At 72.9% G+C, this 23,038-nt stretch carries 26 protein-coding genes; 23 read left to right on the top strand and 3 right to left on the bottom strand.

The annotated features are described in order from the left end of the window. From thrS to VK640_16735, 3 genes are all read left to right on the top strand, one after another. A partial coding sequence (thrS, locus tag VK640_16745) for a threonine--tRNA ligase (protein ID HTE74827.1) occupies positions 1-1,906 on the top strand: 1,906 nt, incomplete at its 5' end. Between the two features lie 7 nt (positions 1,907-1,913). Then, positions 1,914-2,483 (top strand): HIT domain-containing protein, encoded by a 570-nt coding sequence (locus VK640_16740; protein ID HTE74826.1) that lies wholly within the window; start codon positions 1,914-1,916, stop codon positions 2,481-2,483. A gap of 60 nt (positions 2,484-2,543) precedes the next feature. Continuing rightward, positions 2,544-2,951 carry a DUF393 domain-containing protein gene (locus VK640_16735; GenBank protein ID HTE74825.1) on the top strand — a complete coding sequence of 136 codons (408 nt, stop codon included), beginning with the start codon at positions 2,544-2,546 and terminating at the stop codon, positions 2,949-2,951. Positions 2,952-2,981: 30 nt separating this feature from the next. Here VK640_16735 and VK640_16730 read toward each other — a convergent pair whose 3' ends face one another. Beyond that, complete coding sequence (locus VK640_16730; protein HTE74824.1) at positions 2,982-5,141, bottom strand: elongation factor G-like protein EF-G2; 2,160 nt, start codon at positions 5,139-5,141, stop codon at positions 2,982-2,984. 126 nt (positions 5,142-5,267) lie between these two features. Between VK640_16730 and VK640_16725 the strand changes: the two genes are divergently transcribed. The 13 genes from VK640_16725 (at position 5,268) to VK640_16665 (ending at position 15,580) form a co-directional block, all read left to right on the top strand. Further along, entirely contained in the window at positions 5,268-6,005 is a 738-nt protein-coding gene (locus VK640_16725) for a prolipoprotein diacylglyceryl transferase family protein (protein ID HTE74823.1), read from the top strand. Then, positions 6,002-6,334, top strand: a complete 333-nt coding sequence (locus VK640_16720; protein ID HTE74822.1) for a hypothetical protein — start codon at positions 6,002-6,004, stop codon at positions 6,332-6,334. The genes VK640_16725 and VK640_16720 overlap by 4 nt, the downstream gene beginning before the upstream one ends. 31 nt (positions 6,335-6,365) lie before the next feature. Next, a complete protein-coding gene (locus VK640_16715; GenBank protein ID HTE74821.1) occupies positions 6,366-7,907 on the top strand; it encodes a radical SAM protein in 1,542 nt (513 codons plus the stop codon). Continuing rightward, complete coding sequence (locus VK640_16710; GenBank protein ID HTE74820.1) at positions 7,904-8,188, top strand: hypothetical protein; 285 nt, start codon at positions 7,904-7,906, stop codon at positions 8,186-8,188. The genes VK640_16715 and VK640_16710 overlap by 4 nt, the downstream gene beginning before the upstream one ends. Positions 8,189-8,236: 48 nt before the next feature. Beyond that, the gene (locus VK640_16705; GenBank protein HTE74819.1) at positions 8,237-8,848 is read left to right on the top strand and encodes a CDP-alcohol phosphatidyltransferase family protein; all 612 of its coding nucleotides are present in this window, start codon (positions 8,237-8,239) and stop codon (positions 8,846-8,848) included. Position 8,849: 1 nt separating this feature from the next. Then, positions 8,850-9,797, top strand: coding sequence for a phosphatidylinositol mannoside acyltransferase (locus VK640_16700; protein HTE74818.1), 948 nt, complete (start codon positions 8,850-8,852; stop codon positions 9,795-9,797). A 7-nt stretch (positions 9,798-9,804) separates the two neighbouring features. Continuing rightward, positions 9,805-10,998 (top strand): glycosyltransferase family 4 protein, encoded by a 1,194-nt coding sequence (locus tag VK640_16695; protein HTE74817.1) that lies wholly within the window; start codon positions 9,805-9,807, stop codon positions 10,996-10,998. Between the two features lie 57 nt (positions 10,999-11,055). Continuing rightward, positions 11,056-11,397 (top strand): hypothetical protein, encoded by a 342-nt coding sequence (locus VK640_16690; protein ID HTE74816.1) that lies wholly within the window; start codon positions 11,056-11,058, stop codon positions 11,395-11,397. A gap of 85 nt (positions 11,398-11,482) precedes the next feature. Then, positions 11,483-12,061, top strand: coding sequence for a hypothetical protein (locus VK640_16685; protein HTE74815.1), 579 nt, complete (start codon positions 11,483-11,485; stop codon positions 12,059-12,061). Then, on the top strand, positions 12,058-13,092 hold the full coding sequence (locus tag VK640_16680) for a DUF3048 domain-containing protein (protein ID HTE74814.1): 1,035 nt from the start codon (positions 12,058-12,060) through the stop codon (positions 13,090-13,092). Before VK640_16685 ends, VK640_16680 begins: the two co-directional genes overlap by 4 nt. 163 nt (positions 13,093-13,255) lie before the next feature. Beyond that, entirely contained in the window at positions 13,256-14,104 is an 849-nt protein-coding gene (pdxS, locus tag VK640_16675) for a pyridoxal 5'-phosphate synthase lyase subunit PdxS (protein HTE74813.1), read from the top strand. Positions 14,105-14,225: 121 nt separating this feature from the next. After that, on the top strand, positions 14,226-14,831 hold the full coding sequence (gene pdxT / locus VK640_16670) for a pyridoxal 5'-phosphate synthase glutaminase subunit PdxT (GenBank protein ID HTE74812.1): 606 nt from the start codon (positions 14,226-14,228) through the stop codon (positions 14,829-14,831). Beyond that, on the top strand, positions 14,828-15,580 hold the full coding sequence (locus VK640_16665) for a YebC/PmpR family DNA-binding transcriptional regulator (protein ID HTE74811.1): 753 nt from the start codon (positions 14,828-14,830) through the stop codon (positions 15,578-15,580). The genes pdxT and VK640_16665 overlap by 4 nt, the downstream gene beginning before the upstream one ends. A 20-nt stretch (positions 15,581-15,600) precedes the next feature. Here the strand turns inward: VK640_16665 and VK640_16660 are convergent, their stop codons facing one another. Further along, positions 15,601-16,179, bottom strand: a complete 579-nt coding sequence (locus tag VK640_16660) for a Clp protease N-terminal domain-containing protein (protein HTE74810.1) — start codon at positions 16,177-16,179, stop codon at positions 15,601-15,603. Positions 16,180-16,182: 3 nt separating this feature from the next. Then, complete coding sequence (locus tag VK640_16655; GenBank protein ID HTE74809.1) at positions 16,183-16,428, bottom strand: helix-turn-helix domain-containing protein; 246 nt, start codon at positions 16,426-16,428, stop codon at positions 16,183-16,185. A 162-nt stretch (positions 16,429-16,590) separates the two neighbouring features. On the opposite strand from VK640_16655, the gene ruvC reads away from it, so the two are divergent. The 7 genes from ruvC to VK640_16620 all read left to right on the top strand — a co-directional run bounded on the left by ruvC (position 16,591) and on the right by VK640_16620 (position 22,922). After that, a complete protein-coding gene (ruvC, locus tag VK640_16650) occupies positions 16,591-17,112 on the top strand; it encodes a crossover junction endodeoxyribonuclease RuvC (protein HTE74808.1) in 522 nt (173 codons plus the stop codon). Beyond that, positions 17,109-17,726: a Holliday junction branch migration protein RuvA gene (gene ruvA / locus VK640_16645; GenBank protein ID HTE74807.1), complete on the top strand. Its 618-nt coding sequence runs from the start codon at positions 17,109-17,111 to the stop codon at positions 17,724-17,726. Before ruvC ends, ruvA begins: the two co-directional genes overlap by 4 nt. Then, positions 17,723-18,814 (top strand): Holliday junction branch migration DNA helicase RuvB, encoded by a 1,092-nt coding sequence (ruvB, locus tag VK640_16640; protein HTE74806.1) that lies wholly within the window; start codon positions 17,723-17,725, stop codon positions 18,812-18,814. Before ruvA ends, ruvB begins: the two co-directional genes overlap by 4 nt. Before the next feature lie 141 nt (positions 18,815-18,955). Beyond that, positions 18,956-19,345 (top strand): preprotein translocase subunit YajC, encoded by a 390-nt coding sequence (yajC, locus tag VK640_16635; protein ID HTE74805.1) that lies wholly within the window; start codon positions 18,956-18,958, stop codon positions 19,343-19,345. A 48-nt stretch (positions 19,346-19,393) separates the two neighbouring features. Continuing rightward, positions 19,394-21,184, top strand: coding sequence for a protein translocase subunit SecD (gene secD / locus VK640_16630; GenBank protein HTE74804.1), 1,791 nt, complete (start codon positions 19,394-19,396; stop codon positions 21,182-21,184). Further along, entirely contained in the window at positions 21,181-22,371 is a 1,191-nt protein-coding gene (gene secF / locus VK640_16625; protein ID HTE74803.1) for a protein translocase subunit SecF, read from the top strand. The genes secD and secF overlap by 4 nt, the downstream gene beginning before the upstream one ends. Next, the gene (locus VK640_16620) at positions 22,368-22,922 is read left to right on the top strand and encodes an adenine phosphoribosyltransferase (protein ID HTE74802.1); all 555 of its coding nucleotides are present in this window, start codon (positions 22,368-22,370) and stop codon (positions 22,920-22,922) included. Before secF ends, VK640_16620 begins: the two co-directional genes overlap by 4 nt. The last annotated feature ends 116 nt before the right edge of the window (positions 22,923-23,038 follow it).

Below are 23,038 nucleotides of genomic sequence, written 5' to 3'. Positions count from 1 at the left end.
GCAGGTCCTGGGGGAGGAGGACCGGTCGGTCGTAGCCGCTCGCGTCCGCGGGGAGCTCAAGGACCTGGCGTACGTCGTCGAGGCGGGTGACGTCGTCGAGCCGGTGGCCATCGACAGCCCCGAAGGGCTGGCCGTCCTGCGCCACTCGACGGCGCACGTGATGGCGCAGGCGGTCCAGCAGCTCTACCCCGATGCCAAGCTCGGCATCGGACCGCCGATCGACAACGGCTTCTACTACGACTTCGACGTCGAACCGTTCACCCCCGAGGACCTCGGTCGCATCGACAAGGAGATGCAGCGGATCGTCAAGGAGGGCCAGACCTTCTCGCGCCGGGTGGTCAGTGACGACGAGGCGCGCACCGAGCTGGCCGGCGAGCCCTACAAGCTGGAGCTGATCGGGCTCAAGGGCCCGGGCGCCGCGAGCGCGGCGGACGGCGCGGACGCCGAGGTGGGTGGCGGCGAGCTCACGATCTACGACAACCACCGTCGTGACGGCGAGCTGACGTGGAAGGACCTGTGCCGCGGTCCGCACGTGCCGAGCACTAGGCACATCCCGGCGTTCAAGCTGATGCGCAGCGCCGCCGCCTACTGGCGCGGCAGCGAGAAGAACAAGCAGCTGCAGCGGCTCTACGGCACCGCGTGGGAGTCGCGGGACGCGCTGAAGGCCTACCTCGCGCGGCTCGCCGAGGCCGAGAAGCGCGACCACCGCAAGCTCGGTGCCGAGCTCGACCTCTACTCCTTCCCGGACGAGATCGGGTCGGGCATGGCGGTCTTCCACCCCAAGGGTGGCGTGATCCGCCGGGTCATGGAGGACTACGTGCGGCGGCGGCACGAGGAGGAGGGCTTCCTCTTCGTGGCGACCCCGCACATCAGCAAGGAGGGGCTCTTCCACACCTCCGGGCACCTGCCCTACTACGCCGACGGCATGTTCCCGCCCATGGACGTCGATGGCGGCGCCTACTACCTCAAGGCGATGAACTGCCCGATGCACAACCTGATCTACCGGTCACGCGGGCGGTCCTACCGCGAGCTGCCGTTGCGGCTCTTCGAGCTCGGTGCCGTCTACCGGCACGAGAAGTCGGGCGTCGTGCACGGGCTCACCCGGGTGCGCGGACTGACGATGGACGACTCGCACTCCTACGTCACCGCCGAGCAGGCGTCCGACGAGATCAAGCACCTTCTCAGCTTCCTGCTGGGGCTGCTCAAGGACTTCGGCCTCGACGACTTCTACCTCGAGCTGTCAACCCGCGACGCCGACTCGGACAAGTTCATCGGCACCGACGAGCAGTGGGAGGTGGCCACCAAGGTCCTGGAGGACGCGGCGACCGACACCGGGCTCGAGCTCGTCCCGGACCCGGGTGGCGCGGCGTACTACGGACCGAAGATCTCGGTGCAGGCGCGGGACGCGATCGGCCGCACCTGGCAGATGTCGACGGTGCAGTACGACTTCAACCAGCCGGCGCGCTTCGAGCTCGAGTACCAGGCTGCCGACGGCTCGCGCCAGCAGCCGGTGATGATCCACTCGGCGAAGTTCGGCTCGATCGAGCGGTTCCTGGGCGTGCTGGTCGAGCACTACGCCGGCGCGTTCCCGCCCTGGCTGGCGCCGGTGCAGGTGGTCGGCATCCCGATCACCGACGAGCACGTGCCCTACCTGCACGACGTGGCGGCGAAGCTGCGCGCCCGCGGCATCCGGGTCGAGGTCGACACCTCCGACGACCGGATGCAGAAGAAGATCCGCACAGCGCAGAAGCAGAAGGTGCCCTACATGCTGCTCGCCGGAGACGAGGACGTCGCCAAGGGCGCCGTGTCGTTCCGCTACCGCAGCGGCGACCAGAAGAACGGCGTGCCGGTGGACGACGCCGTCGAGGAGATCGCGAAGGCGGTCGCCGACCGGGTCCAGGTATGAGGGCCGCGTGAGCGGCGCCGACCGGGAGGGCGTACGTCCCCAGGTCGGTCCGATCGAGGGCGTCGGGGAGCCGGACCGGCTGCAGCGGCTGTGGGCGCCGCACCGGCTGGCCTACGTCACGGGCGAGGACGGCACCGGCCGCACCGACGACGGCGGCTGCCCGTTCTGCCGGATCCCGACGCTCGACGACCGGGAAGGCCTGGTGCTGGCGCGCGGCGAGACGGTCTACGCCGTGCTGAACCTGCACCCCTACAACCCGGGCCACCTCATGGTGGTGCCCTTCCGGCACCTGGCCGGGCTCGACGAGCTCACCGAGCAGGAGTCGCTCGAGCTGGCCGTCTTCACACGCAAGGCGGTGGACGCCGTGCGCGCGGCCTCCTCGCCGCACGGGTTCAACGTCGGGCTCAACCTCGGCCGCGTCGCGGGTGGGTCGTTGGCCGACCACCTGCACCAGCACGTCGTGCCGCGGTGGGGCGGCGACGCGAACTTCATCACCGTGCTGGCCGGCACCAAGGTGATCCCGGCCCTGCTCGCCGAGACGCGTGACCTCGTGGCCGCCGCCTGGCCGAGGGGCTGACCCGCCCGGCGTCAGGTCGCCCGGCCAGCGATCGAGCGCACCGGTCGCTAGGGTCGCCCGGTGACCTCGACCGACAGACGCACCACGGTCCTCTACGACGGCACCTGCGGCTTCTGCACCCGCGGCGTGGAGCTCGCGGTCGACCGGCTCCCGCGTGGCCGGGACACCGACTGGCAGCCCTACCAGGCCGTCGACCCGACGACGTACGGCCTCAGCATCGCCGAGGCTGAGCGCACCCTGCACCTCGTCGAGGCCTCCGGGCGGATCTCGCACGGTGCGGGTGCCGTGGGCCGGCTGCTCGTGCTGTCCGGCGGCGCGGTCGCCGTGCTGGGCAGGGTGCTGCTCGCGCCGCCGGTCTCGTGGCTCGCCGAGGCGGCCTACCGGGTGGCGACCCTGCTGCGGCACCGCCTCCCGGGCAGCACGCCCGCACTGGCCCGCCTCCCCGAGGACCGCCCCGGCGCCCGCTGAGCCCGCGCGCGCCGCTGCCCGCCCCGCGCTCTAGTGGTCGGCGTTCTCCTCCTGGAGCTTCTGCGCGAGCTGGGTCGGCATCGGCTCGTGCCGCAGGTAGGTCCGGGCGAACGTGCCGGTGCCGTGCGAGAGGGAACGCAGGTCGATCGCGTAGCGGGTGATCTCGACCTGAGGCACGTCGGCCCGCACCATCGACCGGCCGCTACCGACCGACTCGGTGCCGGTCACCCGGCCGCGGCGGGTGGACAGGTCGCTCATGACGGCGCCGACGTACTCGTCGGAGACCAGCACCTGCAGCTCGTCGACCGGCTCGAGCATGTGGATCCGGGTGGCCCGGGCGGCTTCCTTCAGCGCGATCGCGCCGGCGGTCTGGAAGGCCATGTCGGAGGAGTCCACCGAGTGCGCCTTGCCGTCGATCAGCGTGACCCGGATGTCGACGACCGGGTAGCCGGCCGCGACGCCGCGCTCCATCTGGGTGCGCACGCCCTTCTCCACCGAGGGGATGAACTGCCGCGGCACCGCGCCGCCGACCACCTTGTCGACGAACTCGAACCCCTGGCCGGACTCGAGCGGCTCCACCTCGATGTCGCAGATGGCGTACTGGCCGTGGCCGCCGGACTGCTTGACGTGGCGGCCCTTGGCGGTGGCCTTGCCGGCGAAGGTCTCGCGCAGCTGCACCCGCAGCGCCACCGTCTCGACCTCGACGCCGTAGCGGTTCTTGAGCCGGTCGAGCAGGACGTCGAGGTGCGCCTCGCCCATGCACCACAGCACGAGCTGGTGGGTCTCGGGGTTGTTCTCCAGCCGCAGCGTCGGGTCCTCGGCCACCAGCCGCCCGAGGCCCTGCGACAACTTGTCCTCGTCGGCCTTCGACCTGGCGACGACCGCGACCGGCAGCAACGGGTCGGGCATGACCCACGGCTCCATCAGCAGCGGGTCGTCCTTGCTGGACAGCGTGTCTCCGGTCTCGGCCCGGGTCAGCTTGGCGACCGCGCAGATGTCGCCGGCGATCGCCTTGGGCACCGGCCGCTGGGTCTTGCCGAGCGGCGACGTGATCGCCCCGACCTTCTCGTCGACGTCGTGGTCCTGGTGGCCTCGGTCGGTGCCGAAGAAGTCGGAGAAGTGCCCGGACACGTGCACGGTCGTGTCGGGGGAGAGGGTCCCGGAGAAGACGCGGACGAGGGAGATCCGGCCGACGTACGGGTCGGTCGTCGTCTTGACGACCTCGGCCACCAGCGGGCCGGCCGGGTCGCAGGACAGCGGGCCGCGGGGCGCGCCCTCGGGCGTCGACACCGGCGGCACCTCGTGCTCCAGCGGCGACGGGAACGCCTGGGTCATCACCTCGAGGACCTCGGTCATGCCGAGCCCGGTCGGGGCGGCCGTGGCGAGCACCGGATAGAAGGACCCGCGGGCGACGGCGGTCTCGAGATCGTCCACGAGCACCTTGAGGTCGATGTCCTCACCACCGAGGTAGCGGTCCATCAGCGACTCGTCCTCGGACTCGGCGATGATGCCCTCGATCAGTGCGCTGCGCGCGGTCTCGATGAGCGGCAGGTGTTCGGGGTCGGGCTCGCGCTCGACCCGGCTGCCGCCCGAGTAGTCGGACACGGACTGGGACAGCAGGCCGATCACCCCGCCGGGTGAGCCGTCGTCGGCGGCCATCGGCAGGTAGAGCGGCAGCACGCCGTCGCCGAAGACGCGCTGGCAGATCGCGACCGCCTCGTCGAAGTCCGCCCGGTCCTTGTCCAGCTTGGTGACCACCACCGCGCGCGGCATCCCGACGGCGGCGCACTCCTCCCACAGCATCTGCGTCGCGCCGTCGACCCCGTCGACCGCGCTGACCACGAACAGTGCCGCGTCGGCGGCGCGCAGCCCGGCCCGCAGGTCGCCGACGAAGTCGGCGTAGCCCGGGGTGTCGAGCAGGTTGACCTTGACGTCTGCGTGCACCACCGGCGCCAACGAGAGCGAGACCGAGCGCTGCTGTCGCTGCTCGGCCTCGTCGAAGTCGCCGACGGTGGTGCCCTCCTCCACCCGTCCGGCGCGGGGGATGGTCCCGGTGGCCACGAGGAGCGCCTCGACCAGAGACGTCTTCCCGGCTCCGGAGTGGCCGACCAGCACGACGTTGCGCACGGACCCTGGCTGGTCGGCCGTCGGTGCAGCTCCGGCGGCTCCGGCATTGCTCGTCTGGACCATCTCGACCGCCTCCGCGACGTCGTCGTCGACTCCGTGCGCCGCGTCGCGGGCGCACCCGAACGCCTTGCAGCCTTCACCCGCGAGCCGCCGTCGCACAAGGGCCCGACGGGCCTAGCGTGAGCGACCATGGCGCCCGTCCTCGTCCAGGAGCACGCCGCCCTGGTGCACGGGCTGTGCGTGGCAGCCGGCATCGCGGCCGGCGCGGCCGTGCTGGCGCTGGAGGTCCGGCGGCGCGGCGCGGCGGACGAGCGGCTGCTCGTGGTGGTCGCCGGCGTCGTCGTCGGCGGAGCCCTGGGGATGCGCGCCGCCGGCCTGGTCCGGCTGGTGCAGGCCGGTGACGCCTCGCTGCTCGTGCAGGCGTGGGAGACGGGCGCCAAGAGCGTGCTCGGCGGGCTCTGCGGGGCGTACGTCGGCGCGCTGGTCGGCAAGCGCCTCGCGGGCTACCCGCACCGGACCGGCGCGCTCTTCGCACCGGCGGTCGCCCTGGGGCTCGCGGTCGGGCGCGTCGGCTGCTTCCTCACCGAGCCGGTCGGGCAGCCGACCGACCTGCCGTGGGCGCTGCGCGGGGCTCATCCGTCCTTCCTCTACGAGATCGCCTTCCACGCGACGGCCCTGGTCGTGCTGCTGGCGCTGCGGGACCGGCTGGCCGACCCCGCGGACCTGCTGGTGGGCTACCTGACGGCGTACGCCCTCTTCCGGCTCTGGGTCGAGACGACGCGCACGAACGACGTGCTCGCCGTCGGTCTGACCGGGTCGCAGTGGGTGGTGCTGCTCGCGCTGCCCCTGCTGCTGGCCCGGTGCACCCGGATCCGCCTCGCTCCCCGGGAGCCACAGGAGCCTCGGCACCAGGAGGCCGTGGCGTGACCGAGCCGCCCTGGGCGCAGCGACCGCCGCGCCGCTTCGCCACCGGTTCCGTCGTCCTCGGTGCGGTCGTCGGCGTGGTCGGCACGGTCGCCGTGCCGATCCTGCTCGGGCTGGTCGCGTCGGTCGCCGGACCGCTCGGCATCGCCTTCGGGCTGCTCGTGCCGGTGACGGTCCTGGCGGCGCTGGTGCTGGGCATCGTGCTCGCCAGCACGCCGGGCTCGCCGCAGCGGCGGGGCTTCGGGCTCGGCCTGGTCATCGGCTGGGGGCTGCTGCTCCTGCTGGCCGGCGGACTGTGCATCGCCCTGATCGCGGGGTACAGCGGTGGCTGACCAGGACACCGCCCTGCCCCCGGCGACCGGCATGCCGCTGCGCGGCGACCGGGTGCGCCGCTACGTCAACGCCTACTGCCCGCGCTGCCACGAGGAGCACCCGGAGCGGCCGCTCACCGAGGTGGCGCGGCTGTCCGGCTGGCTGGCCGAGCGCGCCGGGCGGGTGTGGCTCGAGCGCGGCTGCCCCGAGCACGGGCTGGTCCGCACCCTCTACGACGAGGACCCCGAGATCCTGACCTGGCTGGAGCGCTGGACGGCACCCACCAAGGCGCACCAGCCGGACACGCCGGGGTCGTTCGCGCCGCTGCCCGGCGGCTACCTCGACGGGCTGGGCGAGATGCAGACCCAGCACACCTGCATCCTGCTCGAGGACGTCGTCGAGACCTGCAACCTGCGCTGCCCCACGTGCTTCGCCGACTCGGCCCCGGACCTGTCCGGCGTCGTCCCGGTCGAGGATGTGCTGGCCAACCTCGACCAGCGCATCGCGCGCGAGAACGGCCGCCTCGACGTGCTGATGCTCAGCGGCGGCGAGCCGACGCTGCACCCCGAGCTTGAGCGGCTGCTCGACGAGGTGGCCCGGCGCAACGTCGTGCGGGTGCTCCTCAACACCAACGGTCTGCGGCTGGCCCGCGACCGGGGGCTCGGGGACCTGCTGGCGCGCCACCGCGAGCGGGTCGAGGTCTACCTGCAGTACGACGGGGTCAGCGCGGAGGCGCACCGGCACCACCGCGGCGCGGACCTGCGCCGGATCAAGGCCGACGCGCTGCACGCCCTGTCGGACCGGCAGATCTTCACGACGCTGACCATGACGGCCGCCCTCGGCGTCAACGACGGGGAGATCGGCGAGGTGCTCCAGGTCGCGCTGGACACGCCCTACGTCGGCGGGGTGTCGATCCAGCCGCAGTTCGGGTCGGGCCGGTCCGGCGCCATCGACCCGATGGACCGGCTGACCCACACCGGTGTGCTGGCCCGGCTGGGGCCGCAGACCGGTGGCCGGGTCACCTGGCGCGACCTCACGGCTCTGCCGTGCTCGCACCCGCACTGCTGCAGCGTCGGCTACCTGATCCGCGACGACGCGGGGAAGTGGCGGTCACTGGTGTCCCTGGTCGGCGAAGACCGGCTGATGGAGCACCTCGACCTGGTCAGCAACAGGATCGCCGACCGGGACATCCCGCGCCAGGTCCGCTCGGCGGTGAAGGAGTCGCTGCTGGGCCTGCTGTCCGAGCAGTCGTCGCTGTCGCACCCTCGGGTCGCCGACCTGTGGCGTGACCTCTGCGAGCAGTGCGACCTCGGCGTCGCCTCGCTGCTGCGGCTCGCGCTGCCCGGCCGGTCGAAGGCGCTGCGCCGGATGCTGGGGGAGCGGGTGGTGCGGGTGACGGTCAAGCCCTTCATGGACGTCTCGACGATGATCGAGGAGCGGCTGACCCAGTGCTGCGTCCACGTCGGCACCCGGTCGGAGCGGCAGGACCAGTGCGCGCCGTTCTGCGCCGTGCAGGCCTGGCCCCAGCTGTCGGCGCAGCGGATGTCGGTGGCCGCCGGTCGCCGGTCGCTGCCGTTCGAGGTGATCACGTGACCACCACCCAGCAGGCCGACGGGAGTGCCGCGGCGACGTACGACCCGTTGCGGCTGTGCGTGTTCACCACCGTCGCGCTGCTCACCTGGCTGATCGGTCCGGCCGTGGTCGTCGCTTTCGCGGCGCTCGGCTTCACCGGCTACGTCCGGGCCCGGGGGGCCGGGCTCACCCGCAGCAAGTGCCTGCTGCGCGACACCCGGCTGGTGCTCGGCTACCTCGCCCTGGTCGGCCTCTCCGCCCTGGCCGGTGTCGCCTGGCAGCTCCGGGACCTGCTCGGCTGACACTGGGCTCACGGAGTGATGGGCCCGGGTCGGTAGCATCCGCCCACCATGCTGAACCGCTTCGCGCGTGCCCTGTTCACGCGCATCTTCCGGCCCATCGCCGCGTTCCTCGTCCGTCGTGGTGTGAGCCCCGACGTCGTCACGTTCATCGGGACGCTCGGCGTGGCCGGGGCGGCGCTCGGCTTCTACCCACAGGGCGAATTCTTCTGGGGCACGGTGGTGATCACCTGCTTCGTCTTCTCCGACCTGATCGACGGGACGATGGCCCGGATGTCCGACCGGTCCAGCCGGTGGGGCGCCTGGCTGGACTCGACGCTCGACCGGGTGGGCGACGCGGCGGTCTTCGGCGGCATCGCGCTCTGGTACGCCGGCGACGGCGACGACCTCCTGCTGTGCTCCCTCGCGATCTACGGGCTGGCGGCCGGGGCGGTCGTGTCCTACGCGAGAGCCCGGGCCGAGGGGCTCGGCATGACAGCCGCCGTCGGCATCACCGAGCGGGCCGACCGGCTCGTCGTGGTCCTGGTCGCGACCGGGCTCGAGGGCCTCGGCGTCCCGTACGTCCAGGCGCTCGCGCTCTGGTACGTCGCGGTGGGCAGCACGGTGACGATCGTGCAGCGTGCGCTGGCAGTACGTCGTCAGGCGCTCGCCGAGACCCCCTGACGTGCGGGCCGCTCTCGTCGAGGGGGTGACCTACCGGCTCTACGCCACCGGGTGGTGGCTGGTGCGCCGGATGCCCGAGCGGGCGGCGTACGGACTCTTCCGGTTGGTCGCGGACCTGATGGCGCGCCGGGACGGCCCGCCGGCGCAACGGCTGCGGACCAACCTGCGACGTGCCCGCCCGGACGCGACGGACGCCGAGCTTGCCGCGCTGACCCGCGACGGGCTGCGGAGCTACCTCCGCTACTGGTGCGACGCGTTCCGGCTGCCGGACTGGCCTGCCGAGCGGGTGGTGTCGCGGGTGCGGGTCGAGGGGGAGCACCACCTGCGCGCCAGCACCGGGAAGGGCGCCCGGGGGCTGGTCGCGGCGCTCATGCACATGGGCAACTGGGACCACGCCGGCGCGTGGGCGACCCTCACCGGGGTGCCCGTCGTCACCGTCGCGGAGCGGCTGCGCCCCGAGCGGCTCTACGCACGCTTCCTGGCCTACCGCCAGGGGCTCGGCATGGAGATCCTGCCGCTCACCGGCGGGGACGGCGACCTGCTCGACTCGCTCTCGACCCGGCTGCGCGGCGGCCGCCTGGTCCCCCTGCTCGCCGACCGCGACCTGCGGGCCTCGGGCATCGAGGTCGACCTGCTCGGCGAGCCGACCCGGATGCCGCCCGGGCCGGCGATGCTCGCGCTGCGGACCGGTGCCGCCCTGCACCCGGTGAGCATCTGGCACGAGCCGGTGCCCGGTGCGACAGGTCGGGCGGGCGACCGGCTGGTGATCCGGTTCCACGACCCGGTCGGCGCCCCGGCGACCGGCACCACGCGTGAGAAGGTCACCCGCATGACGCAGGAGGTCGCCGACGTGTTCGGCGACGCGATCCGCGCGCACCCCGAGCACTGGCACATGCTCCAGCCGCTGTGGCTGGCCGACCTCGCCCACGTCTCCCCCCCACGCCGGTGAGGGGCTGATGCGCGTCGGCATCGTGTGCCCCTACTCGTGGGACGTGCCCGGCGGGGTGCAGTTCCACGTCCGCGACCTCAGCGAGGTGCTCCGGGAGCGCGGCCACGAGGTGTCGGTGCTGGCGCCGGCCGACGACGACACCCCGCTCCCGCCGTACGTCGTCCCGGCCGGTCGGGCCGTCCCGGTTCGGTACAACGGGTCGGTCGCCCGGGTGAACATCGGACCGATCTCGGCCGCCCGGGTGCGGCGCTGGGTCCGCGACGGGCAGTTCGACCTCCTGCACATCCACGAGCCGGCCACCCCGTCGCTGTCGCTGCTCGCCTGTTGGGCCGCGACCGGGCCGATCGTTGCGACCTTCCACACGTCCAACCTGCGCTCGCGCGCGATGCTCGCCGCCTCGCCGCTGCTCGAGCCGGCACTGGAGAAGATCGGCGCCCGGGTCGCCGTGTCGGAGGACGCCCGGCGGACGGTCGTCGAGCACCTGGGCGGTGACGCGGTGCTCATCCCGAACGGCGTGTTCGTCGACCGCTTCGCCGGCGCGCGGCCGGACCCGGCCCGGCAGGGAGAGGGCGGGACGGTGGGGTTCATCGGCCGGCTCGACGAGGCGCGCAAGGGTCTGCCGACGCTGCTCGCCGCGATGAAGTCGGTCCTGGCACGCCGGCCAGGTGTGCGGCTGCTGGTGGCCGGCCGCGGCGACGCCGACGAGGCGGTCGAGGACCTGCCGGCGAGTGTCCGCGACGCCGTCACCTTCCTCGGCGTCGTCAGCGAGGCGGACAAGGCGCGGCTGCTTGCCAGCGTCGACCTCTACGTGGCACCCAACCTCGGCGGGGAGAGCTTCGGGATCATCCTCGTCGAGGCCATGTCGGCCGGTGCGCCGGTGCTCGCCTCGGACATCGACGCCTTCCGGCGGGTGCTGGACGACGGCCGGGTCGGCGAGCTCTTCCCGACCGGGGACGTGCCCGCGCTGGCCGATGCGGTCGTTGCGCTCCTGGGCGACTCGGATCGACGCGACCGGCTGCAGGCGGCGGCGACCGGCTGGGTGCGCCGCTTCGACTGGTCCACGGTGGTCGACCAGCTGCTCGCCGTCTACGAGACTGTCGCCGCCGGCGCTGACGCGGTGGGCGAGGCAGACGTACGGCCCTGGCGTGACCGGTGGCGTCGAGTCGTCGATGCTCCCGGGGGTGCCCTCGACCGCGAGTAGCTCGGCCCACCGGCGCTGCCCAGGCTCCACCGACCAGCGAGCAGAACGGAGTCCTCCATGACCGAGGAGCTCGAGCCTGCACGTCCGGTGTCGACCTGGCTGGTCGACGAGGACGCGTGGGAGCACGACGAGGAGACCGGTGGGCAGGTGGCCATGCTGGTGGACACGCCGGCGGTGCAGGCGGGGATGTGGCGGCCAGGGCGCAGCGGCCTCGGACCGATCGAGGTCGACCTGGAGCACACCGAGGTCCTCTACGTCCTGGCCGGCACCGGGCGGCTGGTGGTCGACGACGAGGCCCCGCTGGAGCTGGTCGCCGGCCGGGCGGTGCGGATCGAGGCCGGCTCGCACGCGCACTTCATGGTCGACGCGGAGTTCCGCGAGGTGTGGTTCTACGTCTGAGGCAGGATGTCGCCCGTCGCCCGTCGCCCGTCGCAGCCGCGCAGCCGCGCAGCCCACCAGCCGCGCCGCGCACTAGCCTCGCCGGGTGTCCAGTGCGGCGTACGAGCTCGTCCTTCTCGGGGCTCTGGTGCTGCTGGTGGCGTGGTACCTCACGTTCAGCGCCACCCGCCTGGACCGGCTGCACGCCCGCAGCGAAGGCGCGTGGAGCGCCCTGGACGCCCAGCTGGTCCGGCGGTCCTCGGTCGCTCAGCAGCTCGCCGCCTCGGGCCGGCTCGACCCGGCCACCTCGCTGCTCCTCGCCGACGCCGCCCACGAGGCCCGCGAGGTCGACGCCGAGGGCAGGGAGCAGGCGGAGAGCGACCTCACAGCGGCGCTCCGGGCCGCCTTCGCCGACCCCGAGCTGGTCGACGACCTCCGGGCCGACCCGGTCGGCCGCGAGCTGGTGGCCGAGCTTGCCGCGGCCGGGCTTCGGGTGCAGCTCGCCCGGCGCTTCCACAACGACGTGGTCCGCTCGGCCCGGGTGGTGCGCCGCAAGCTGGTGGTCCGTTATCTCCGGCTTGCCGGACATGCGCCGTGGCCGCAGACCTTCGAGATCAGCGACACGCCGCCGGGGACCCTCGCCGCTGGTGCCGTGACGTCGGACGCGTACCGTCGTCCCACGTGAGATCCCCCCTGCTGCACCACCGTTCCCGCATGCTCGTCGCCGGCCTGCTGGCCGCCGGGCTCGCCCTGGCCGCCTGCTCCTCGGACCCCGAGCCGCAGACCAAGGCCAAGGCCTCCCCGTCGCCCTCTGCCACCGAGTCGAGCACCCCCCCGCCGCCACCGGAGCCGTCCCTGCTGTCGGGCCGGATGGGTGCTTCCAACGGGCCGGTCTACGCCGTCAAGGTCGACAACACCGCGAAGGCGCACCCGCAGGCCGGGCTCTCCAAGGCCGACGTCGTCTACGTCGAGCAGGTCGAGGGCGGCGTCACCCGGATCGCGGCGATCTACTCCAGCCGCTACCCGACGTACGTCGGGCCGGTCCGCAGCGCGCGCATCACCGACGTCGACCTGCTCCGGCAGTACGGCACGGTCGGGCTCATCTACTCCGGCTCGCAGAACCGGCTGGCCGACAACCTGCAGGCGGCCGACCTCAAGCTGGTCTCCTTCGACCAGGACCACACCGGCTACACGCGCGCCGGCAGCCGCCCGATGCCCTACGACGTCATCGGCAGTTTCGACCGGCTGCGCCGGCGCGCCGGCAAGATCGGCGAGCTGAAGGCGCCGGGCTACTCGTTCGGTGACCCGCCGGCCGGCGGCAAGAAGGCCACCACCTTCACGGTGAACTACCCGATGGCACGGGTCACCGGGACGTGGGCGCCGAAGAAGGGCGAGTGGCAGCTGTCCATGGACGGCGTGCCCGCGAAGGCCGCCGAAGGGGGTCGCCTCACCACGTCCAACTTCGTGGTGCAGTTCACGACCGTACGGCCCTCGGTCTACCACGACGTCAACGGCGCCAACACGCCGCTGACCGAGACCGTCGGCAAGGGGAAGGCGCTGTTCTTCCGCGACGGCCAGGTCTACGAGGGCGCGTGGGAGCGGGACAAGTCGTGGCAGCCGACGACCTGGACCATCGCCGGCGAGGAGGCCGTCCTGGCGCCGGGCGAGGTCTGGATCTCGCTGCTCGGCCGAGACCGACCGGTCGACGTGCGCTGACCGGCGTGTCTCTGCCGACCGCCGGCAGGACCTACCATGGGGGAGCAGCTGTATCCGTCGTCCCGTGAGGTCCTCCGTGTCCACCCCCGCTGAGTCCAGCACCCCCGTCGAGCCGAGCAGCTCCGACGACCAGCCCACCGGCACCGCACGCGTCAAGCGCGGCATGGCCGAGATGCTCAAGGGCGGCGTGATCATGGACGTCGTCACCCCCGAGCAGGCCAAGATCGCGGAGGACGCCGGCGCGGTCGCCGTGATGGCCCTCGAGCGGGTCCCGGCCGACATCAGGGCCCAGGGCGGCGTCTCGCGGATGAGCGACCCGGACATGATCGACGGCATCGTCTCGGCGGTCTCGATCCCGGTCATGGCCAAGGCGCGGATCGGGCACTTCGTCGAGGCGCAGGTGCTGCAGGCGCTCGGGGTCGACTACGTCGACGAGTCCGAGGTGCTCACCCCGGCCGACTACGCAAACCACATCGACAAGTGGGCCTTCACGGTGCCGTTCGTCTGCGGCGCGACCAACCTGGGCGAGGCGCTGCGGCGCATCACCGAGGGCGCGGCGATGATCCGGTCCAAGGGCGAGGCGGGCACCGGCGACGTCTCCAACGCCACCACCCACATGCGCCAGATCGGCGGCCAGGTCCGCCGGCTCACCTCGCTGTCGGAGGACGAGCTCTACGTCGCGGCGAAGGAGCTCCAGGCGCCGTACGACCTGGTGGTCGAGGTCGCCCGCGCCGGCAAGCTGCCGGTCGTCCTCTTCACCGCCGGCGGCATCGCCACCCCGGCCGACGCGGCGATGATGATGCAGCTGGGCGCCGAGGGCGTCTTCGTCGGCTCCGGCATCTTCAAGTCGGGCAACCCGGCGCAGCGCGCCGAGGCGATCGTCAAGGCCACGACGTTCTACGACGACCCGGACATGCTGGCCAAGGTGTCGCGCGGCCTCGGCGAGGCCATGGTGGGCATCAACGTCGAGGACGTCCCGGCGCCGCACCGCCTCGCCGAGCGCGGCTGGTAGGACCGCGGAGGTCCGCGACCGAGATCGCTCGCGACATCCGGCTGCCCGACACGCCGTGACGACGGCGTGTCACCGGCCCGAAGGTCGCAGACGATCTCGAGAGCCCGCCCGTGGTGACCCGATGACGCAACCGACGATCGGCGTGCTGGCCTTGCAGGGCGACGTGCGCGAGCACCTGGCCGCGCTGGCCCGCGCGGGGGCGACCGGCCGGCCGGTCCGCCGCCCGGCGGAGCTCGAGGGGCTGGCCGGCATCGTCCTGCCGGGCGGCGAGTCCACCACGATGGACAAGCTGGCGCGCGCCTTCGGCGTACGGGACCCGCTGCGCACGGCCCTGTCCGAGGGACTGCCGGCTTACGGCTCCTGCGCCGGGATGATCCTGCTCGCCGACCGGGTGCTCGACGGCCCGCCCGACCAGGAGACCCTCGGCGGCATCGACATGACGGTCCGGCGCAACGCGTTCGGCCGGCAGGTCGCCTCCTTCCAGGGGGACGTGCGGATGGAGGGGCTGGATGGCCGGCCGGTGCACGGGGTCTTCATCCGGGCACCCTGGGTCGAGGAGGTCGGGGTCGACGTGCGGGTGCTCGCGCGGGTGGAGGGCGGACCGGCCGACGGTAGGATCGTCGCCGTTCGCCAGGGCTCGCTGCTGGCCACGTCGTTCCACCCGGAGATCACGGGCGACGGACGGGTGCACGAGCTCTTCGTGTCGATCGTGAGGGACTCCCGATGAGCGGCCACTCCAAGTGGGCCACCACCAAGCACAAGAAGGCGGTCATCGACGCCCGCCGCGGCAAGATGTTCGCCAAGCTGATCAAGAACATCGAGGTGGCCGCGCGCACCGGCGGCGGTGACCCGGCCGGCAACCCGACGCTCTACGACGCCATCCAGAAGGCCAAGAAGTCGTCGGTGCCCAACGACAACATCGACCGCGCGGTCAAGCGCGGGTCCGGTGCCGAGGCCGGCGGCACGGAGTACCAGACGATCACCTACGAGGGCTACGGTCCCAACGGCGTCGCGGTGCTGGTCGAGTGCCTCACCGACAACCGCAACCGGGCCGCCGCCGAGGTCCGCACCGCCATGACCCGCAACGGCGGATCCATGGCCGACCCGGGCTCGGTCTCGTACCTGTTCAACCGCAAGGGCGTCGTCATCGTCCCCAAGTCAGACGGACTGACCGAGGACGACGTGCTCGCTGCCGTGCTCGACGCCGGCGCCGAAGAGGTCAACGACCTCGACGAGGCCTTCGAGGTGGTGTCCGAGGCGACCGACCTGGTCGCCGTGCGCACCGCGCTGCAGGACGCGGGCGTCGACTACGACTCGGCCGAGGCGTCCTTCCTGCCGTCGGTCAGCGTCCCGCTCGACGAGGACGGCGCCAAGAAGGTGTTCCGGCTGATCGAGGCCCTCGAGGACTCCGACGACGTGCAGAACGTCTACGCCAACTTCGACGTCAGCGACGACGTCATGGCCGCCGTCGGCTGACGCCTCCCGGCGCGGTCGGGTCAGGCCGCCCGGCGCAGGTCGAGGACCGCCTGCCGTACGTCGCCGGGCTCGATCCCGAGCCGGTTGACCAGCCGGGTGGCCGCTCCGTCGGCGCGCAGCAGGCCGAGCACCACGTGCTCGAGCCTGATCTCGCGGGAGTCCATCCGCATGGCCTCGCGCAGGGCGAGCTCCAGCGACTTCTTGCCGTCGGCCGAGAACCTCGGTCGCGCCCCACCCGTGCTCGCCCGGGCGTCGGTAAGACAAGCTGCTCTGCCCCGCCGCCACCAGCGGCGAGATGCCTCGGTGACGGGCAGGTCGAGCGCCCCGGGACCGAAGACCTCCTCGGCCCGCCGGCGGACCGCGTCCAGGTCGATGCCCAAGTACTTCAGGGCGTCGGACGGCGGGGGAGCGTCGAGCCCGGCGCGGACCCGTTCGGCCGTCAGGCCCAGCGACGCCAGAGCATGGGCGACCTCCCCGTCGTCGTCCACCACCGCGAGCAGCAGGTGCTCGGTGCCGACCCATCGGTCGCCGCGTGCCGTGGCCAGCTCCTGAGCCGCCACGACGACCGCGCGGGCGTCGGTCGTGAACCTCTCGAACATCGCTCAGTCCTCCCGTCGCGGGGACCGGCCGACCAGTCGCGCCGTCCGCGCGTGCTTCTTGTGCACCGCCTGCTTGCTGACGCCGAGCAGGGCGCCGATGGCGTCCCACGACCAGCCCTGCGCCCGGGCGTTGCCCACTTGCAGCGCCTCGAGCTGGTCGGCCAGCCGCCGAAGGGCGGCCACCGCACGCAGGCCCACGGCCGGGTCCTGGCTGGTCGCCAGCTCGGCCACCTCGGTCTCGGACGTCATGCCTGTCAACGTACGTTGACGCACCGCGAAGTGTCAACCCACGTTGACGCGCGGACCGACCGTTCGTGGCTGGTGCGGTCGGCGCGTCGCTGCCGGGCTGGACGGTGCGGCGCGGGTAGCGTTCGTCCCGAACACATGTTCGGACGGGTGGAGGTGCAGCAGGTGCGGGTGCTCGGCGTGGACCCCGGGCTGACCCGGTGCGGTCTCGGTGTGGTCGAGGGCAGCGCCGGCCGGCCGCTTCAGCTGGTCGCCGTCGACGTCGTGCGCACCCCGCCCGGCGACGACATCGGCGCCCGGCTGCTCGCCATCGAGCGCGCGGTCGAGGCCTGGCTGGCGGAGCACCGGCCGGACGCGGTCGCGGTCGAGCGGGTCTTCAGCCAGCACAACGTGCGCACCGTCATGGGCACCGCCCAGGCCAGCGCGGTGGCGATCACCGCGGCTGCCCGGGCCGGCGTGCCGGTGGCGCTGCACACCCCCAGCGAGATGAAGGCGGCGGTGACCGGCAGCGGCCGCGCCGACAAGGCGCAGGTGGGAGCGATGGTGACGAAGATCCTGCGGCTCGCCGAGCCGCCACGGCCGGCCGACGCGGCCGATGCGCTCGGCCTGGCCATCTGCCACGTCTGGCGCGGCGCCGCCCACTCCCGCCTCGCGGCGGCAGCGCTGGCCGCCGGGGTGCGGGCGTGATCGCGTTCGTGGCCGGCCGGGTCGCCGCACTGGCCCCCGACGGAGCCGTCGTCGAGGTGGGCGGGGTCGGCCTCAGCGTGTCGTGCACGCCCACGACGATCGCCGGGCTGCGGATCGGCGAGAGCGCGCACCTGCCCACGTCCCTGGTGGTGCGCGAGGACTCGCTCACGCTCTACGGCTTCGCCGACGAGGACGAGCGGGTCGTCTTCGAGCTGCTGCAGACCGCGAGCGGGGTCGGCCCCCGCCTCGCCCAGGCGATGCTCGCCGTGCACGACCCCGACGCGCTGCGGCAGGCGGTCGCGACCGAGGACCTCGCCACCCTCACCCAGGTGCCCGGCATCGGGCGCAAGGGCGCCCAGCGCATCGTGCTCGAGCTCAAGGACCGTCTCGGTGCCGTACGCCGTGGCGGGTCGCCCGGGCGGGCGCCGGTGGTCGCGGGGGGCTGGCGCGACCAGCTGCACGGTGCCCTGGTCGGGCTCGGCTGGTCGGCCCGCGAGGCCGAAGAGGGAGTGGGCGTCGCCGCAGCGACGGCCGACGAGGCCGTCGCTGCCGGTGAGCAGCCCGACGTGGCCGCGCTGCTCAAGGTGGCCCTCCGCTCGCTGAGCCGCACGTGAGCGGCGAGCGGCTGGTGGACCCCGGCCTGACCGTCGACCTGCCCGGCGTCGAGGACGAGCGCCAGGTCGAGGCGGCGCTGCGACCGCGCACCCTGGACGAGTTCATCGGGCAGCGCCGGGTGCGCGAGCAGCTCGGCCTGGTGCTCGAGGCGGCCCGCGGCCGCGGCCGGGTGCCCGACCACGTCCTGCTGTCCGGGCCACCTGGCCTCGGGAAGACGACACTGGCGATGATCGTCGCCGCCGAGCTCGAGCAGCCGTTGCGCATCACCAGCGGCCCGGCCATCCAGCACGCCGGAGACCTCGCGGCGATCCTGTCCAGCCTGGCCGAGGGCGAGGTGCTCTTCCTCGACGAGATCCACCGGATGTCGCGGCCGGCCGAGGAGATGCTCTACCTCGCGATGGAGGACTTCCGGGTCGACGTCATCGTGGGCAAGGGCCCGGGCGCCACCGCGATCCCCCTCGAGATACCGCCGTTCACGTTGGTCGGCGCCACCACCCGGGCCGGCCTGCTCCCCGGCCCGCTGCGCGACCGCTTCGGGTTCACCGCCCACATGGACTTCTACGAGGCGGTCGACCTCGAGCGGGTCCTGGCGCGTTCGTCCGGGCTGCTCGGCGTGCACCTGACCGCCGACGGCGGGTCCGAGGTGGCCGGTCGGTCCCGCGGCACGCCGCGGATCGCCAACCGGCTGCTGCGCCGGGTCCGCGACTTCGCCCAGGTGCGCGCCGACGGCGTCGTCACCCTCGACGTCGCGCGCGAGGCGCTGCTGGTCTACGAGGTCGACGAGCGGGGTCTGGACCGGCTGGACCGGGCCGTGCTGCAGGCCCTCGTCGGGCACTTCGGCGGTGGGCCGGTGGGCGTGTCGACCCTGGCCGTGGCGGTGGGCGAGGAGCGCGAGACCGTCGAGGAGGTGGCCGAGCCGTTCCTCGTGCGGGCCGGCCTGCTGGCCCGCACCCCGCGGGGGCGGGTGGCCACCCCGGCTGCGTGGGCGCACCTCGGCGTCGCCCCGCCCCGGAACCTCGCCGAGCTGCCCGGCCTGTTCGGACCGGACCTCGGCGAGCCGGCCCCGGAGGACGGCTCAGGGGTGTAGCCGGGGCAGCTGGCCGCCGATGCCCGCACCGACGGGCCGGCGTGGCCGACGTCCAGGTTCGTGCCAGCCGGGGCCTGTAGACTCCCGCCCCGTCTCGCCGGGCTCCCGGCACCTCACCCTCCGGAAGGACGTCTCAGACCTGTGGACGCCGTCAGTGGCCTGCTCCCGTTCGTCCTCATCCTGGTGGCGTTCTACTTCCTCATCGTCCGGCCGGCCCGCAACCGGCAGAAGGCCGCGCTCGAGCTGCAGCAGCGCCTGGCGCCGGGCGTCGAAGTGATGACGACGTCGGGAATCTACGGCACCGTCGTCGGCGTCGACGACACCTCCATCCAGCTGGAGGTCGCACCCGGGACCACGGTGCGCGTCGCGAAGCCCGCCGTCGGCCAGGTGCTGACGCGCGACACGGTCGACGACGACACGGCCGATGCCGACCACGACTCCGTCTCCGCCGACGACAGCATGACGGGGGACTCCAGGACGAGCCAGGACGTCGACCCGACGGACCCCCGAGACGACCACAGCACCCGCTAGCGCACCTTCCCGGCGCGCTCGCGCCGGCCGACCCGAGAAGAGCTCTTCGTGGCACCACCCGCCCAGTCACGCCCTGGCCGCACGCTCGCGGTCCTGGCTGTGCTCATCGGCCTCCTCTACGGCTTCGTCTGGCTGGCCGCGCCCTCGGCGCTCGGTGAGGACAAGCTCTCGGCCGGGCAGCGCTACCAGGCGCGGCTCGGTCTCGACCTCGAGGGCGGCACCAGCGTGATCCTCACCCCTCGCCGCGCCGAGGGCGCCGGACCGGTCCCGCGGGACTCGCTCAACCAGGCGGTGTCGATCATCCGCAACAGGGTCGACAGCTTCGGCGTCGCGGAGTCCGAGGTCACCACTGCGGGCGACAACATCGTCATCTCGATCCCCGGCAAGCAGGACAAGTCGATCCTCGACACGGTCCAGCAGACCGCCGAGCTGCGGTTCCGACAGGTGCTGCTGAGCGGCCCGGGCGTCGCGACGCCGGCCTCCACCGCGTCGCCCAGCGCGGCCACCTCGACGCCGTCGGCCAGCCCCTCAGCGACCAGCTCGACGAGCCCGTCCCCCTCACCGACCGCCTCGACCGACAACCGTGCGGTTCCGCGGGCGCTGCAGGCAGCCAGCAGTCCCTCGCCCTCGGCAACCGGGACTCCGTCCCCGACGCCGACCGCGTCCGCGCCGACGGGCACGGGGCAGGCAGCGATCACCCCCGAGCTGCAGCAGGAGTTCGCCGCGCTGGACTGCAGCGACCCCGAGGCGGTCCGCCAGACGCTGCGCGCGCCGGGCAAGGACAACCCCAAGAAGCCGCTCGTCACCTGCGACGAGGACGGCGCCGAGAAGTACATCCTCGGCCCGGCCGAGGTGCTCGGCACCGATGTCGACACCGCCACGGCCGACCTCGCCATGAACAACCAGGGCGTGGCCACCGGCGGCTGGGTCGTCAACCTCAAGTTCAACGGCGAGGGCAAGAAGAAGTTCGGCGACGTCACCCGGCGCCTCTTCTCCGAGCAGGGCGACCTCAACCGGTTCGCCATCGTCCTCGACGGGCTCTCCGTCTCGGCCCCGACGACCAACGCCGTCATCACCAACGGCGAGGCGACGATCAGCGGCAACTTCAGCCAGGACGAGGCGCGCGACCTGGCCAACGTCCTCAAGTTCGGTGCCCTGCCGCTGACGTTCGACCCCGGTGAGGTGCAGGAGGTGTCCGCGACCCTCGGCGGCGAGCAGCTGCGGGCCGGCCTGATCGCCGGGGCGATCGGCCTCGCGCTGGTCGTTCTCTACTCGCTGCTGTACTACCGGGGCCTCGGCCTCGTCACCACGGCATCGTTGGTGGTCGCGGGCATCATCACCTACGGCATGGTGACGCTGCTCGGCTGGCAGCTGGGCTTCCGGCTCAGCCTGGCCGGCGTCGCCGGCCTCATCGTCGCCATCGGCATCACCGCGGACTCGTTCGTCGTCTACTTCGAACGGATCCGCGACGAGGTCCGCGACGGGCGCACCCTGCGGGTCGCCGTCGAGACCGGCTGGGCGCGCGCCCGGCGGACCATCCTGGCTGCCGACTTCGTGTCGTTCTTCGCCGCCGCGGTGCTCTACCTGCTCTCCGTGGGCGGGGTCCGCGGGTTCGCGTTCACCCTCGGCCTGACCACCCTGATCGACATCGTGGTGGTGTTCCTGTTCACCAAGCCGCTCGTCACGCTGCTGGCGCGGACCAAGTTCTTCGGCCAGGGTCACCCGCTCAGCGGGCTCTCGCCGGAGCGGCTCGGCGCACCCAAGCGGACCCTGACCACCCGGCCCCCGTCGCGGCGCCCTGCCGTCGCCACCAGCACCACCAAGGAGGCGACGTCATGAGCCGTGTGGGCAGTCTCGGTGCGCGGCTGTACCGCGGCGAGGTCTCCTACGACTTCATCGGGCACCGCAAGCTCTGGTACACCGTCTCGCTCGTCCTGATCGTCATCTCTGTCGTGTCGCTGCTGGTCCGAGGCCTCACGCTGGGCATCGAGTTCCGGGGCGGCGCGGAGTTCCGGGTCGCCGCGCCGTCGGCGAACGAGGAGTCGGTGCGGGACACCGTCGGCGACGTCGTGGGCGGCGAGATCGTCGTGCAGCGCGTCGGCAACAACACGGTCCGGGCCCAGACCGAGACGCTCACCAGCGCAGAGCTCGAGGAGGTGCAGACCGCCCTCGCCGAGCGGTTCGACGTCGCGCGCGACGACGTGAGCACGCAGTTCATCGGGCCCAGCTGGGGCAGGGACATCTCCACCAAGGCCCTGCGGGCGCTCGTGTTCTTCCTGATCGGCATCGTCATCTTCCTCTCGCTGTACTTCGAGTGGAAGATGGCCGTCGCCGCGATGATCGCGCTGCTGCACGACCTCCTGATCACGGCAGGTCTCTACTCGCTGGTCGGCTTCGAGGTCACACCGGCGACAGTCATCGGCTTCCTGACCATCCTCGGATACTCGCTCTACGACACCGTCGTCGTCTTCGACAAGGTCCGCGAGAACACCGCCGGCCTGGCCGGCGGCAGCCGGATGACCTACAGCGGCGCGGTGAACCTGGCCGTCAACCAGACCCTGGTGCGGTCCATCAACACCTCGATCATCGCGCTCCTCCCGATCGCGGCGATCCTCTTCGCCGGCGTGGTGCTGCTCGGCGCCGGCCCGCTCAAGGACCTCTCGCTGGCCCTCTTCATCGGTGTCGCTGTCGGTGCCTACTCCTCGGTGTTCGTCGCCCCCGCCCTGCTCGCGGGGTTCAAGGAACGCGAGCCGGCGATGCAGGCGCTCGCCAAGCGGGTCGCCGCGCGCCAGGGCAAGGCCGCGACGACCGGCGGCCCGCCCAGCGCGTCGCGCGGGGCTGCCGCGGCCACGTCCGACGCGGACGTCGACGACGAGGTAGCCGATGAGGATGCGGAGCCGGTGGGCGCGACCAGCGCGGCCACGGCGGCCCGGCCGCGCCCGAGCGACCGGCGCCCGGCGTCGCGTCCACGTCCGCAGCAGCGCAAGAGCGGCGGCCGCAACAGGTCCGGCAAGAAGAAGCGGTGACGGCCGACGCCGAGCAGGTAGAGCGGGCAGCGCGCCTGCTCGCGAGGGTCCGCGACGTCGCGGACTTCCCCAAGCCGGGCATCGTCTTCAAGGACATCACGCCGCTGCTGGCCGATCACACCTCGTTCACCGAGGCGGTGGACGGGCTCGCCGACCCGTTCCGCGGGGCGGCGGTCGACACGGTGGCCGGGATCGAGGCCCGCGGGTTCGTGCTCGGGGCCCCGGTCGCCCTGGAGCTCGGCGCGGGCTTCGTGCCGGTGCGGAAGAAGGGGAAGCTGCCCGGCCAGACCGTCTCGGCGACGTACGACCTCGAGTACGGTTCCGCCGTCCTGGAGGTGACCTCCGACGCGTTCCTGGCCGGGGCGCGCGTCCTCGTCGTCGACGACGTCCTGGCGACCGGCGGCACGGCCGCGGCCACCGTCGAGCTGGTCCGCCGCTGCGGCGGCGAGGTCGTCGGGGTGGCGGTGCTCATGGAGCTCGGCTTCCTGGCCGGCCGCGACGCGCTGGCCGAGGCGGGCATCGCCGACCCGCACGTGCTGCTCCGCGTCTGACCTCCGACGTCCTGCGGGCGGCGACCCCGCGGGCCTAGACTCGTGGAAGCACCTTCGACCAGCAGGAGCGGCTCGTGGCCGACGCCCCCACGCCGAGTCCGGTCGACCTGGAGACG

The sequence above is a fragment of the Actinomycetes bacterium genome, from assembly GCA_035489715.1.
GTDB lineage: Bacteria > Actinomycetota > Actinomycetes > JACCUZ01 > JACCUZ01 > DATHAP01.
This window is presented reverse-complemented; position numbering and strand designations above follow the sequence as displayed.

Excerpts from the sequence above, each read along its gene's own strand:
- VK640_16690 (HTE74816.1), top strand. The coding sequence starts at position 11,056 with ATGACCGAGGAGCTCGAGCCTGCACGTCCGGTGTCGACCTGGCTGGTC.
- secF (HTE74803.1), top strand. The coding sequence starts at position 21,181 with ATGAGCCGTGTGGGCAGTCTCGGTGCGCGGCTGTACCGCGGCGAGGTC.
- pdxT (HTE74812.1), top strand. The coding sequence starts at position 14,226 with ATGACGCAACCGACGATCGGCGTGCTGGCCTTGCAGGGCGACGTGCGC.
- pdxS (HTE74813.1), top strand. The coding sequence starts at position 13,256 with ATGGCCGAGATGCTCAAGGGCGGCGTGATCATGGACGTCGTCACCCCC.
- VK640_16715 (HTE74821.1), top strand. The coding sequence starts at position 6,366 with ATGCCGCTGCGCGGCGACCGGGTGCGCCGCTACGTCAACGCCTACTGC.
- VK640_16725 (HTE74823.1), top strand. The coding sequence starts at position 5,268 with ATGGCGCCCGTCCTCGTCCAGGAGCACGCCGCCCTGGTGCACGGGCTG.
- VK640_16695 (HTE74817.1), top strand. The coding sequence starts at position 9,805 with ATGCGCGTCGGCATCGTGTGCCCCTACTCGTGGGACGTGCCCGGCGGG.
- VK640_16665 (HTE74811.1), top strand. The coding sequence starts at position 14,828 with ATGAGCGGCCACTCCAAGTGGGCCACCACCAAGCACAAGAAGGCGGTC.
- VK640_16660 (HTE74810.1), bottom strand. The coding sequence starts at position 16,179 with ATGTTCGAGAGGTTCACGACCGACGCCCGCGCGGTCGTCGTGGCGGCT.
- VK640_16655 (HTE74809.1), bottom strand. The coding sequence starts at position 16,428 with ATGACGTCCGAGACCGAGGTGGCCGAGCTGGCGACCAGCCAGGACCCG.
- VK640_16705 (HTE74819.1), top strand. The coding sequence starts at position 8,237 with ATGCTGAACCGCTTCGCGCGTGCCCTGTTCACGCGCATCTTCCGGCCC.
- VK640_16730 (HTE74824.1), bottom strand. The coding sequence starts at position 5,141 with ATGGTCCAGACGAGCAATGCCGGAGCCGCCGGAGCTGCACCGACGGCC.